The organism is Flavobacterium sp. (assembly GCF_024642105.1).
In the GTDB taxonomy this organism is placed as follows: Bacteria; Bacteroidota; Bacteroidia; order Flavobacteriales; family Flavobacteriaceae; genus Flavobacterium.
The window spans coordinates 147,729-161,170 of record NZ_JAHEBT010000001.1 but is presented as its reverse complement, the minus strand read 5'-3'; the positions used below and the strand labels follow the sequence as shown (position 1 = coordinate 161,170).

At 35.0% G+C, this 13,442-nt stretch carries 8 protein-coding genes; 7 read left to right on the top strand and 1 reads right to left on the bottom strand.

Translation table 11 applies throughout. The features are described 5' to 3' along the window. Positions 1-9 precede the first annotated feature (9 nt). Positions 10-459 (bottom strand): YhcH/YjgK/YiaL family protein, encoded by a 450-nt coding sequence (locus tag Q0L65_RS00750; RefSeq protein ID WP_296682374.1) that lies wholly within the window; start codon positions 457-459, stop codon positions 10-12. A gap of 342 nt (positions 460-801) precedes the next feature. Here Q0L65_RS00750 and Q0L65_RS00745 point away from each other — a divergent pair, with 342 nt between their 5' ends. The 7 genes from Q0L65_RS00745 (at position 802) to pheT (ending at position 13,386) form a co-directional block, all read left to right on the top strand. After that, positions 802-3,345 carry a DUF559 domain-containing protein gene (locus Q0L65_RS00745; protein WP_296682372.1) on the top strand — a complete coding sequence of 848 codons (2,544 nt, stop codon included), beginning with the start codon at positions 802-804 and terminating at the stop codon, positions 3,343-3,345. A gap of 97 nt (positions 3,346-3,442) precedes the next feature. Next, positions 3,443-4,498 carry an efflux RND transporter periplasmic adaptor subunit gene (locus Q0L65_RS00740; protein WP_296682370.1) on the top strand — a complete coding sequence of 352 codons (1,056 nt, stop codon included), beginning with the start codon at positions 3,443-3,445 and terminating at the stop codon, positions 4,496-4,498. 41 nt (positions 4,499-4,539) lie between these two features. Then, positions 4,540-7,641, top strand: a complete 3,102-nt coding sequence (locus Q0L65_RS00735) for an efflux RND transporter permease subunit (protein WP_296682368.1) — start codon at positions 4,540-4,542, stop codon at positions 7,639-7,641. Further along, positions 7,638-8,948 (top strand): TolC family protein, encoded by a 1,311-nt coding sequence (locus tag Q0L65_RS00730; protein WP_296682366.1) that lies wholly within the window; start codon positions 7,638-7,640, stop codon positions 8,946-8,948. The genes Q0L65_RS00735 and Q0L65_RS00730 overlap by 4 nt, the downstream gene beginning before the upstream one ends. Positions 8,949-8,957: 9 nt before the next feature. After that, positions 8,958-9,821 (top strand): bestrophin family ion channel, encoded by an 864-nt coding sequence (locus Q0L65_RS00725; protein WP_296682364.1) that lies wholly within the window; start codon positions 8,958-8,960, stop codon positions 9,819-9,821. Between the two features lie 17 nt (positions 9,822-9,838). Further along, complete coding sequence (locus tag Q0L65_RS00720) at positions 9,839-10,855, top strand: proline iminopeptidase-family hydrolase (protein ID WP_296682362.1); 1,017 nt, start codon at positions 9,839-9,841, stop codon at positions 10,853-10,855. A 110-nt stretch (positions 10,856-10,965) separates the two neighbouring features. Next, positions 10,966-13,386 carry a phenylalanine--tRNA ligase subunit beta gene (gene pheT, locus Q0L65_RS00715; protein WP_296682360.1) on the top strand — a complete coding sequence of 807 codons (2,421 nt, stop codon included), beginning with the start codon at positions 10,966-10,968 and terminating at the stop codon, positions 13,384-13,386. Positions 13,387-13,442 lie beyond the last annotated feature (56 nt).

Sequence of the window (13,442 nt, the reverse complement as noted above, 5' to 3'; positions counted from 1 at the left end):
AAGTACGATTTATTGAATTAAGACTTTAATCACTACTTTCTTTACTTCAGCAGTGGATTCTGTTTGAACACAGGGTTGGTGCAAATCATCTGGAAAAAAAATAGTAAACATTCCTTTTGAAACGCGCACTAAAGAAGTTGTACCTTCGTAAAACGTATAGTCTTTATCTTCGTCTTGTTCCAGTATCTTTTGATTGTTTTTTGTAGTTACTCCCATGAATTCCTCACCACGAATCACATATTGAATATCAATGTATTTTTTATGGCTTTCTAATTTACATTCGTTCAAGGGCTTGGTTGGGTATTCTTGTACCAAAGCAAAAATCATATCGCCTTCAATATCGTGTTTTCCTGAGGGAATAGCATCTAAATCAGTGTTGCGTAAAAAGGCAAAACCTTTGGCTATTCTTTCATTGATGGTACTGTACAACTGGTAATTTTCTAGGGTGTCGAGAATCATTTTATGTATTTAATTTTTTTCAAATATATCATTTTCAAACGCTATTTTCTAAAATTGTATTCCATTAAATCAATTTTTAATTTTCATCAATGTCATCCCAATTATTTTTGCCACAGATTTCACAGATTTAACGGATTTTATTTCTAAAAATCAGTATAATCCGTGAAATCTGTGGCTATTATTTTATTTTTATATACTTGATCAAAGTACTCGCAAAAGTGCAAAAAAATTGAACTAAACTGCAACTTGACTTCTCAGCAAAACCATTTTTTTTATAGTTTTGAAATTGTAAAAATAGTAATCTAAAAATATTTTTTACAAACAAAAAACTATCTTCGCAGTATGCAGCAAAATCTTCTACAAACTCCTATCGAATACCTTAAAGGCGTTGGTCCTCATCGGGGCGAACTCTTGCGTAAGGAATTAGGGATTCATAAGTACGGAGATTTAGTGAATTTCTTCCCAAATCGCTACATCGACAGAACGCGTTATTATAAAATTAACGAGTTGCAAAACACCGCTTCAGAAGTCCAAATCATTGGCAAAATCATCCACATTAAAACGGTGGAATTTGGCAAAAACAAAAAACGTTTGGTTGCTACTTTTGTTGATGATACTGGCCAAATGGAATTAGTTTGGTTCCAAGGTCACAAATGGATTCGGGAAAGTTTAAAGTTGAATGAAGTCATCGTGATTTTTGGAAAATGCTCCTCATTCAATGGTACGTTCAACATGGCGCATCCTGAAATGGAATTGCTTAGCGAACACCAAAAAAGTCTTCGCTCGGCCATGCAAGCCATTTATCCTTCCACAGAAACCTTGGCAAATCGAGGTGTTTCGAACCGAGTTATTATCAAAATGATGCAACAGTTGTTTTTGGAAACACAAAATTTGTTTTCAGAAACCTTGCCTGATTATTTGCTGGACGAATTAAAACTAATTCCTAAGAAAGTCGCCTTATTCAATATTCATTTTCCTAAAAGTTCGGAAGCTTTGGCAAAAGCTCAATTCCGATTGAAGTTTGAAGAATTGTTCTTTATTCAGCTGCAATTGATTACCAAAAACCTGATTCAAAAACACAAAATAAAAGGACATCCTTTTACTTCTGTTGGGCAACATTTTAATGACTTTTATCAAAATCATTTGCCTTTTGAGTTGACCAATGCCCAGAAAAGAGTGATTAAAGAAATCCGCACCGATATGGGAAGTAACGCCCAAATGAATCGGTTGCTGCAAGGCGATGTAGGTTCTGGGAAAACCATTGTCGCGTTTATGAGTATGCTTTTGGCAATTGATAACGGCTTTCAAGCGTGCTTAATGGCGCCAACAGAAATTTTAGCCAACCAACATTTTTTAGGCTTATCCGAATTGGCTAAGACCGCCAACATTAACATCCAATTATTGACCGGTTCTACCAAAACCGCTGATAGAAAAGTAATTCATGAAGCATTGGAAAACGGCAGTTTACATATTCTTATCGGAACTCATGCTTTATTAGAAGACAAAGTACAGTTTAAGAATTTAGGATTGGCTGTAATTGATGAGCAACATCGTTTTGGCGTAGAGCAACGTTCCAAATTGTGGAAGAAGGCCTCCCCTGACCCCTCCAAAAGAGGGGAAACCGAACGTATCCTAAAAAAGTATCAAACTGCACGACCTTCAATGTATACTCTTTTAAAAGAGCTTAAAAACGAAAATAAAAAAAAGAGTACACAAGCAGAAAATATTCTTTGGGAATGTCTTAGAGATAAAAATCTTAATTCTAAATTTAGAAGACAACATATTATTGATGTTTTTATAGTTGACTTTATTTGTTTAGAAAAAAATTTAATTATTGAAGTAGATGGTGGTTATCATAATACCGCAGAACAGAGAGAGGCAGATGAATTACGAACCAACATATTAAATGAAATTGGTTTTAAAGTGATTCGTTTTACTAACGAAGAAGTAATTCACAATACTGAAAATGTTTTAAAAAAAATAACCTCTATCTTGGAAAGCCTCCCTTCTGGGGAGGTTGGTGGGGCTATTATCCCTCCACACGTTTTAGTGATGACTGCCACTCCTATTCCACGTACCTTAGCCATGAGTTTGTATGGTGATTTGGATATTTCAGTGATAGACGAATTACCTCCAGGACGAAAACCCATTCAAACCGTGCATCGTTTTGACAGCAACCGACTGAAAGTTTGGAAGTTTTTGAAAGACGAAATTGCGTTGGGCAGACAAATTTACATTGTTTATCCGTTGATTCAGGAATCCGAAAAAATGGATTTCAAAGATTTAATGGATGGCTACGAAAGTATTTCAAGAGATTTTCCATTACCGCAGTATTCTATTTCTATTTTACACGGAAAAATGAAACCTGCGGATAAAGAATCTGAAATGAAGCGCTTTGCCGAAGGAAAAACCAATATTATGGTAGCCACTACAGTAATTGAAGTTGGGGTTAATGTTCCCAATGCCAGCGTAATGATTATTGAAAGTGCCGAACGTTTTGGACTGTCACAATTGCATCAATTGCGTGGCCGTGTGGGACGTGGCGCCGAACAAAGTTATTGTATTTTGATGACGAGCCACAAATTGAGTTCGGATAGTAAAACCCGAATGGAAACAATGGTGAGTACTAATGACGGCTTTGAAATTGCCGAAGTCGATTTGAAATTACGCGGTCCCGGCGATTTGATGGGGACACAACAAAGTGGTGTTTTGAATCTTCAAATTGCGGATATCGTTAAGGATAGAGATATTTTACTATTAGCCAGAAATTATGCCTTGCAACTTCTCAAAAACGATGCAGGCATGCACAAACCAGAACATGCGACCTTGCGTGCTGTGTTTATAGAAATGACTAAAAAGAAAAATATCTGGAATTATATAAGCTGATATAATCAACTCAAAATAATAACTTCAAGTTAGTTCAAAATCAAATTCAAAGTTCTAAATTTGACGTTTGCGTTATTAAGACACTTTAATTAAAATTATGAAAATAAAAACTCTCGTTTACTCCTTATTACTAATAGGATTAGTTGGCTTAATTGGTTACCGAATTACAAAAAATAGCGATAGCAAAGGTCCTAAAGACAAAGAAAAAGACAAACAGCCGATTACGGTGAGTGGAACAATTGTTCATTTACAAACATTCGACAATAATCTAGCTCTTTCGGGTTCGATTGAGGCCAATGAACAAGTGGAGATTCGTTCTGAAGTTTCAGGAATTGTAAAAAACATCTATTTCCAAGAAGGAAGTAATGTGTCTAAAGGTCAAGTGTTATTCAAAGTGAACGATATTGAACTGAAAGCGCAATTGGCTCAAGCTAAAACCAAAGAAAGTTTAGCTTCTGAAAATGAAAGAAGAGCCAAATTGTTATTGCAAAAAGAAGCGATTAGCCAAGAAGAATATGATGTAGCACGCGCTGATTATCAATCTGCGAAAGCACAAAGTCAATTGATTCAAGCACAAATTGAGAAAACTTCGGTACGTGCGCCTTTTTCGGGAAAGATTGGATTGCGTTCTATTTCGCCAGGGACTTACGTTACTCCTACTCTTTTGGTAGCCAAGTTGGTGAATAGTGGTCAACTAAAAATCACTTTTTCTATTCCTGAGAAATATGCTTCGCAAGTAAAAAAGAACGCCACGATTACCTTCAAAGTAACGGGTTCTAACCAATCTTATTCGGCTAAAATCTATGCTATTGAACCCGAAGTGGAGATTGCAACTAGAACTTTAAAAGTGCGTGCTTTGGCAGACAATAAAGACGGTAAGTTATTGCCTGGAACTTTTGCAGATGTGCAATTACCTTTGGATATTATCAAAGATGCCGTAGTTATCCCAACGGAAGCGATTATTCCAGTACAAGACGGTAAAAAAGTATTTATTGCTAATAAAGGAATGGCGAAAGAAGTAATGGTAGAAACCGCTACACGAACCGATGCTTCTATTTTAGTGCTCTCAGGTTTAAAAGTAGGTGATACGGTATTGACTTCAGGAGTAATGTCGTTAAAAGACGAAGCGCCTATTGTAGTAAAAATTAAATAAAAGCACGGAAAAACTAATTTACTTTTCTTAAAAAAACACACATGAGTTTATCCACTTTAAGCATAAAAAGACCTGTATTTACTATAGTTGTCAATCTAACCATTGTTTTATTTGGATTGATTGGCTACAGTTTTTTAGGAGTTCGAGAATTTCCTTCTATAGATCCTGCACAAGTGTCTATTCGTACCAATTATACTGGTGCCAATTCTGATATCATTGAATCTCAAATTACGGAGCCATTAGAAAAAGCCATTAACTCTATTGACGGCATTCGTAACGTTACTTCTTCCAGTATTCAAGGAAGTAGTAATATTACCGTTGAATTTAACTTAGACAAAGATTTAGAAGAAGCAGCCAATGACGTTCGAGATAAAGTATCACAAGCTACACGTAGTTTGCCACAAGACATTGATGCACCACCTGTAGTGTCTAAAGCAGATGCTAATAGTGACGCTATCATTTCGATGACGATACAAAGTGATTCGAGAAACGAATTGGAATTAAGTGATTTTGCCGAAAACGTAATTGGGCAGCGTTTGGAAACCATTCCGGGTGTGAGTGGTATCCAAATTTGGGGACAAAAAAGATACGCCATGCGTTTGTGGATTGACCCTGTAAAATTGGCTTCTTACGGTTGCACCGTTTCTGAAGTTCGAAATGCGTTAAGCAAACAAAATGTAGAATTACCTTCAGGAAAAATCACCGGTGCCAATACCGAGTTAACGGTTAGAACCATTGGTAATTTGTCCAAACCCGAAGAATTCAATAATATCATCATTCGTTCAGAAGGAGAAAAAATTGTTCGTTTTAGCGATATTGGTAAAGCCGAGATTGGACCTGAAAATGTAGAAACTAATATGACGCAATCAGGTGTTCCTTTGGTGGGTGTAGCTATTGTACCTCGCCCAGGTGCCAACTATTTGGATATTGCAACGGCGTTTTACAAAGAGTACCAACGATTTAAAAACGATTTACCGAAAGACATTCACTTAAACATTGTTATTGATAATACGATTTTTGTAAAACAATCCGTGATTGAAGTAGCCGAAACATTAGGTATTTCAATCTTGTTGGTGGTTTTGATTATCTATTTATTCTTTAGAGATTGGGCTATTGCCTTCCGCCCTTTGATTGATATTCCAGTATCCTTAATCGCTACATTTTTTATCATGTGGTTATTTGGGTTCTCTATCAATGTATTGACTTTACTGGCTATTGTTTTAGCCACAGGATTAGTGGTCGATGACGGAATTGTAGTCACTGAAAATATCTTCAAAAAAGTAGAAGAAGGCATGTCTCCTATCGAAGCCGCTATCAAAGGATCAAACGAAATCTTTTTTGCGGTAATTTCGATTTCTATCACTCTGGCAGCGGTATTCTTACCCGTAATTTTCTTAGAAGGATTTGTAGGACGCTTGTTTCGGGAATTTGGAGTAGTCATTGGGGCTGCCGTATTGGTCTCGGCTTTTGTATCATTAACGCTTACGCCAATGTTGAACGCCTATTTAATGAAAGGTGGAAAACAAGAAAAATCCAAATTCTACAATCTCACCGAGCCGTATTTCCAACAATTGAATACGGGTTATGCTAATGCTTTGGAACGCTTCATGAAAAAGAAATGGTTAAGCTTTCCCATTTTAATAGCTTGTTTCGGATTGATTTATTTATTTTTCAATTTGTTAAAAAAAGAAACTGCACCTTATGATGATCGAAGCGGGATGGTAATACGAACCACCACCCCAGAAGGTGCTTCTTATGAATATACAGATAAATTCATGCAAGAATTATCTCAATTAGTTGATGATTCTATCCCTGAAAAAAAAGTAGCCCTTGTTATTACTTCCCCTGGCTTCAATGCTTCTTCTGTAAACAGTGGGTTTATTAGAATTTCATTGGTAGATCCTAACGAAAGAAAAAGTACTCAAAAAGAAATCGCTGAAAAAGTAACCAAATGGACCAATAACTATTCTGAGGCAAAAACAGCTGTAATTGAACAACCCACTATTGCGGTAAACAGACGTGGTGGCTTACCGATTCAGTACATTATTCAGGCTCCGAATTTTGAAAAATTAAGAGAGAAAATTCCATTGTTTATGGAAGAAGCAGCTAAAAACGAAACTTTCTCTACTACCGATGTGAATTTAAAATTCAACAAACCCGAAATCAATGTTACTATTGATAGAGAAAAAGCAGAGAGTTTAGGCATTTCTGTTATCGATGTAGCACAAACATTGCAACTTTCATTAAGTGGGCAGCGTTTTGGTTATTTTATTCGCAACGGGAAACAATACCAAGTGATTGGTCAGTTTGAAAAAAATGATCGTGCAAAACCTTTGGATTTGACTTCGATGTATGTTAAAAACAACAAAGGAGAGTTAATTCAAATGGACAATGTGATTGCAATTGAAGAACAAAGTAATCCGCCACAATTGTACCATAATAATAGATACATGTCGGCTACTGTTTCGGCTGGATTAGCTCCAGGAAAAAGTATTAGTGACGGAATCGAAGCTATGGATGAAATCAAAGCCAAAGTCTTAGACGATTCCTTTACCACAGATTTAGGTGGAGAATCAAGAGATTTTGTCGAAAGTAGTTCCAATACTTCTTTTGCATTTGGATTAGCATTAGTATTAATATTCTTGATTCTTGCAGCACAATTTGAAAGTTTTGTGGATCCTTTCATCATTATTTTAACCGTACCAATGGCCGTTGCTGGAGCGTTATTTTCGTTGTGGTTATTCAATCAAACTTGGAATATCTTCAGCCAAATTGGAACCGTGATGTTAATTGGTTTGGTAACCAAAAATGGAATCTTAATTGTGGAATTTGCGAATCAATTACGCGAGCAGGGAAAACCTAAGTTAGAAGCTATTTTGGAAGCTTCAGAAGCCCGTCTACGTCCTATCTTAATGACGAGTTTAGCCATTGCTTTAGGTGCTTTACCAATTGCTTTATCGCTTGGTGCTGCTTCTAACAGTAGAATCGGAATGGGAGTGGTTATAGTTGGCGGAACTGTCTTCTCATTAGTTTTGACTTTATTCGTTATTCCAGCCTTATATCTAATGTGGTCAAAAGCCAGAAAACATTATCCTGAATTTGATCATATTAACGAATATGAACAAGAAAGTAAATCAATATGACACACTATAAATTCATCATAGTTAGTTTATTTTTTTTAGGTTTTAGCAATGCTAAAGCACAAGAAATTTTAACACTTGAAAGCGCCGTAAAACTAGCTTTAGAGAACAATTACGAAATAAAAATTGCCTCAAATAATTCACTAATCAATACCACCAATGTAGCGGTTGGCAATGCCGGAATGTTGCCTGTTGTCTCAGCAACAGTTGCTGCTAATAATCGCGTTCAAAATAGCTCACAAACTTTACAAAGTGGGGTTGTCAATTCATTGGACAATGCCAAAAATAACAGTTTGAATTACGGCGTTAATTTAGATTGGACGGTATTTGACGGATTCAAAATGTTTGCCAAATTAGACCAACTGAAAGAACTACAAAAATTAGGCGAAGCGCAGTTGAAGCAAACTATTTTGACCAAAATTAGTGCTGTAACGAGTACTTATTTTGATTTGGTACAACAACAACAGCAATTGGAAGCCTTAGATTCTACGATTGTGATTTCGAACCAACGCTTGGCCTTGGCACAAAACCGATTTATTATCGGGAAAGCCTCTAAATTAGAAGTCTTGAATGCACAAGTAGATTTGAATACTGATAAGGTTGCGCTACTAAGACAAAAAGATTTGTATGCCAATACTAAAATTCTATTCAATCAAATTTTGGCTCGAGATACAAAAACAAATTTCAAAGTAATTGATGCTATTAAGGTCGATGCTGCTTTAGTTCTAAACGAATTAACTGCTTTAGCTGAAAAACAAAACCCTCAATTAGAAGCGCAAATTATTGCATTAAAAGTTGCTGAATTACAATTGAAACAAGTTAAGGCCAATAGATATCCAACAGTTCGATTAAATACAGGTTACAATTTATCGGAAACACAAGCTAGTCTGGGTTTTGCTACGGCAACCTCGGCTAAAGGATTGAATTATGGATTTAGTGCCGCATTGAATGTATTTGACGGGTTTGCGCAAAATAGAAATGAAAAAATTGCTCAATTACAAATTGACAACTCTAAATTAACCATCGAGCAGCAAAATTTAGCTTTACAATCGCAATTAGCCACTTCATTTCAAACCTATATAACTAATTTAGAATTGATTAGTTTAGAAGAAAAAAATGAAGCAATTGCCAAACAAAATTTAGCCATTACCTTAGATAAATTCAAGATTGGTACTATTACTACCCTAGAATTTAGAACTGCTCAATTGAATTATGTGAATGCCAAAGTACGCAATAGTAATGCGCAGTTTCAAGCTAAATTATCTGAAATCGCATTAAAAGAATTGGCTGGAATTATCAACCTAAATTAAATCATCCCAATGACATCGTACAACCCAAAAGATTGGATCAGTTTTATATTTCATATTAGTAAAGCCGATACGTTTAGAAAATTAATCCCGATAATGATTATTATCGGAATATATTCAGGAATCATAGCCTATCTTGAAATTGAATATTGGCACTTGCCTGAAGACAGTCATGTAAAAAACATTTCTATGATGCACGGGATGTTAGGTTTTGTCATTTCTTTATTATTAGCTTACCGAACTAACACTGCTTATGACCGTTGGTGGGAAGGAAGAAAAATGTGGGGCGGTTTGGTAAATAGTTCCCGTAATCTAGCTATCAAACTAAATGCTATGTTAGTGGATGATACTGACCGAGCTTATTTTAGAAAAATGATTCCACACTACGCTTCGATTTTGAGAAAACATTTGAATGATAGTGATACAGGCAAGCAATTATTTGATGATGTTGATTTAGAAATCGATCATCACAAACACCGTCCGAATCAAGTCGCCAATAAATTATTTATGAAAGTAAACAATTTGTATTTATCTAAAAAAATATCTGGAAATCAATTAATTATAATCAATAACGAATTACAATCGTTTACCGATATTTGTGGTGCTTGCGAGAGAATAAAAAATACCCCTATACCCTATTCTTATAGCGCATTCATAAAAAAATTCATTTTCATTTATGTATTGACTTTGCCCTTTGGCTATGTATTTAGTTTAGGATATTATGTTGTACCAGTGGTCGTTTTTATATTCTATGTTTTAGCTAGTTTAGAATTAATTGCAGAAGAAATCGAAGATCCATTTGGAGAAGATGCTAATGATTTGCCAACAAAGAAAATAACAGAAAATATCAAAAAACATATCGAAGAAATTTTATAAAACTTATACTTAATCCTATGAAAACTATCGCTAAAATTATTTTAGTTTTAACACTTACATTTTTTACTTCTTGTCAAAAAGGAACTGTTGAAAATCAATCTGTTTATTTTGAAAAAACAACTGATAGTATTCAAAATGGCGGAATAAAAGTTATTCCTATTACGACTCCAAAAGGCACTTTTAACGTTTGGACCAAACGTATTGGAAACAATCCTAAAATTAAATTACTCCTTCTTAACGGTGGTCCGGGTGCCACTCACGAGTATTTTGAATGTTTTGAAAATTTCCTACCTGCTGAAGGAATTGAAATTATTTATTACGATCAATTGGGTTGTGGAAACTCTGATAATCCGAATGATGTAGCGCTTTGGGATTTAGGGCGCTATGTAGAAGAAGTGGAACAAGTTAGAAAAGCGTTGAATTTAGATTCATCAAATTTCTTTATGTTAGGCCATTCTTGGGGAGGGATTTTAGCCATGGAATATGCACTGAAATACCAACATAATATGAAAGGATTGATTATTTCTAATATGATGTCAAGCTGTCCCGAATATGGTAAATATGCTGATGAAGTATTAGCCAAGCAAATAAATCCGAAAGTATTGGCTGAACTCAACCAAATTGAAGCAGCGAAAGATTTTTCTAATCCACGTTATATGGAATTGTTAATTCCTAATTTTTACGAAAAACATATTCTTCGTTTTCCTGCAAAAGATTGGCCAGAACCGGTGAATCGCTCTTTTGCGAAAATGAATCAATCATTATATGTGACGATGCAAGGTCCGAGTGAATTTGGAATCTCTGGAAAATTAGAAAAATGGGATAGAAAAGCCGATTTAAAAAACATCACAATTCCTACTTTAGTTATTGGAGCTAAATACGATACCATGGATCCAAAACACATGTCAGCAATGTCGAAATTAGTACAAAATGGCACCTATTTATTTTGTCCAAAAGGAAGTCACATGGACTTTTATGACGACCAAAAAGTATATTTTGGTGGCTTGATTCCTTTTCTTAAAAAGAATAATTAAAAGAAAAAAATAATTGTTTCAAGTAATACGAAAGACTTTTAAAAATCAAAAAAATTGTTTCCTACTCCAATCTGCAATCCTTATATTTGCAAACCTGAAAATAATTCAAAATGAAAATATCGTACAACTGGATAAAACAGTTTATTAAAATAGATTGGCAATCAGAAGAAACCGCAGCTTTATTAACCGATTTAGGTTTAGAAGTGGAAGTGGTTGAAAAATACCAATCGGTAAAAGGTGGCTTAGAAGGAATTGTAGTCGGACACGTTTTAACTTGTGCTCCTCACCCTGATGCAGACAGACTAAAAGTAACTACCGTAGATTTAGGCGACGGAACTCCAGTTCAAATTGTATGCGGTGCTAGTAATGTAGCGGCAGGACAAAAAGTACCTGTAGCCACTATAGGAACCATTTTGTACGATAAAGAAGGAGAAGCATTTACAATTAAAAAAGGAAAAATTCGCGGACAAGAAAGTCACGGGATGATTTGTGCTGAGGACGAAATTGGTCTTGGTACTAGCCATGATGGAATTATGGTTTTAGACTCATCACTGCAACCAGGTACTCCTGCAGCTACCGTTTTTAAAATTGAAAATGATGAAGTATTCGAAATTGGATTAACTCCCAATCGTGCAGACGCAATGAGTCACTTAGGTACAGCTCGTGATTTAAGAGCTGGAATGCTTCAAAGTGGTGCAAACGTAGAATTGATCACTCCTTCCGTAAGCAATTTCAGAGTAGACAAGCGTACCTTGAAAATTGACATTGACGTTAAAGAAAGTAAATTGGTTCCAAGATACTGCGGAGTAACTATTTCAGGAATTACGGTAAAACCATCTCCTGCTTGGTTACAAAACCGTTTGAAATCTATTGGTTTAAATCCAAAAAACAATATTGTTGATGTTACTAATTATGTATTACACGAATTAGGACAACCACTTCACGCTTTTGATGCTGCTAAAATTAGCGGTAAAGTGATTGTAAAAACAGTACCTTCAGGAACTAAATTCACTACACTTGATGATGTAGAAAGAAGTTTACACGAAGAAGACATTATGATTTGTGACGAAAAAGGACCTTTGTGTATTGCAGGAGTTTTTGGAGGAAAAGAATCGGGGGTTTCAGAAAGTACCAATGCTATTTTCTTAGAAAGTGCATATTTCAATCCGGTAAGTGTTCGTAAAACGGCCAAAAGACATCAACTAAACACCGATGCTTCTTTCCGATTCGAAAGAGGAATTGATCCTTCTATTACTGAATATGCTTTAAAACGTGCAGCTTTATTAATTCAAGAAGTAGCTGGTGGCGAAATTACATCGGATGTAATTGATGTATATCCTAAAAAAGTAGAAAATTTTAGTGTTTTCTTAAACTTTAACAAAGTAGCTAAAATTATTGGTCAAGAAATCTCGAAAGACATTATCAAAAAGATATTAGTTTCTTTAGATATCAAAGTAAATAGCGTTTCAGATTCGGGATTAGGATTAACTATTCCGGCTTACCGCGTAGATGTACAGCGAGAAATTGATGTTATTGAAGAAATCCTTCGAGTATATGGATATAATAACATTAAATTCTCCAATAAGGTAAACGCTACAGTTGCTAATTCACCAAGAACAGAAGATTATAAGATACAAAATGTGGTGGCTACTCAATTGAATTCGCAAGGATTTCACGAAATGATGGCCAACTCTTTGACCACAGCCAATTACATTCAGCTTTCTGAAATGTTGAAAGAAGAACATAATGTAACTATGTTAAATCCGTTGAGTAGCGATTTAGCAACCATGCGCCAATCATTATTATTCTCTGGATTAGAAGCGATTTCGTATAATATTAATAGAAAGAATACCGATTTAAAATTATTTGAATTCGGAAAAACATACCACAACTACCCTTCTGGATATGAAGAGAAAAAACATTTAACGCTTTTCCTTACCGGAAATAGAAATCAAGAAACTTGGACAACTAGCCAAAAACCAACTGATTTCTTTTTGTTCAAAGGATATGTAAATGCTGTTCTAGAACGATTAGGAATTCAGAAAACACAAAACCAACCGTTAACGTCGGATGTTTTTTCTGAAGGAATTGCTGTTAGTTTAGGAAAAGATACTATAGTCGAAATAGGAGTTGTAAAGAAATCAATACTAAAACACTTCGGAATCAAACAAGAAGTATTCTATGCTGATTTCAATTGGGCTGCTATTTTGAAATTAATTTCGAATAAGATTAAATTCGCCGAAATTCCAAAATACCCTGAAGTTCGTAGAGATTTAGCATTGTTAATTGACCAAACTGTTACTTACGAGAGTATTTATACTATTGCAAAACAAACTGAAAAATCATTATTGAAAAATATTGATTTGTTTGATGTGTACGAAGGACAAAACTTACCCGAAGGTAAAAAGTCGTATGCCTTAAGCTTTAGTATTCAAGATAGCTCAAAAACCTTAACCGATGAGCAAATTGACAAAATTATGAATAAATTACAGAAGAATTTTGAAACAGAACTAGGTGCTGTTTTGAGATAATTTATTTTAAACACTATAAAGTAAAACCCCAAATCTAATTAGATTTGGGGTTTTCT

What these genes read in the sequence shown, in the direction of transcription:
- Q0L65_RS00750 (WP_296682374.1), bottom strand. Translation starts at nt 459, where the DNA reads ATGATTCTCGACACCCTAGAAAATTACCAGTTGTACAGTACCATCAAT.
- Q0L65_RS00745 (WP_296682372.1), top strand. Translation starts at nt 802, where the DNA reads ATGCAGCAAAATCTTCTACAAACTCCTATCGAATACCTTAAAGGCGTT.
- Q0L65_RS00740 (WP_296682370.1), top strand. Translation starts at nt 3,443, where the DNA reads ATGAAAATAAAAACTCTCGTTTACTCCTTATTACTAATAGGATTAGTT.
- Q0L65_RS00735 (WP_296682368.1), top strand. Translation starts at nt 4,540, where the DNA reads ATGAGTTTATCCACTTTAAGCATAAAAAGACCTGTATTTACTATAGTT.
- Q0L65_RS00730 (WP_296682366.1), top strand. Translation starts at nt 7,638, where the DNA reads ATGACACACTATAAATTCATCATAGTTAGTTTATTTTTTTTAGGTTTT.
- Q0L65_RS00725 (WP_296682364.1), top strand. Translation starts at nt 8,958, where the DNA reads ATGACATCGTACAACCCAAAAGATTGGATCAGTTTTATATTTCATATT.
- Q0L65_RS00720 (WP_296682362.1), top strand. Translation starts at nt 9,839, where the DNA reads ATGAAAACTATCGCTAAAATTATTTTAGTTTTAACACTTACATTTTTT.
- pheT (WP_296682360.1), top strand. Translation starts at nt 10,966, where the DNA reads ATGAAAATATCGTACAACTGGATAAAACAGTTTATTAAAATAGATTGG.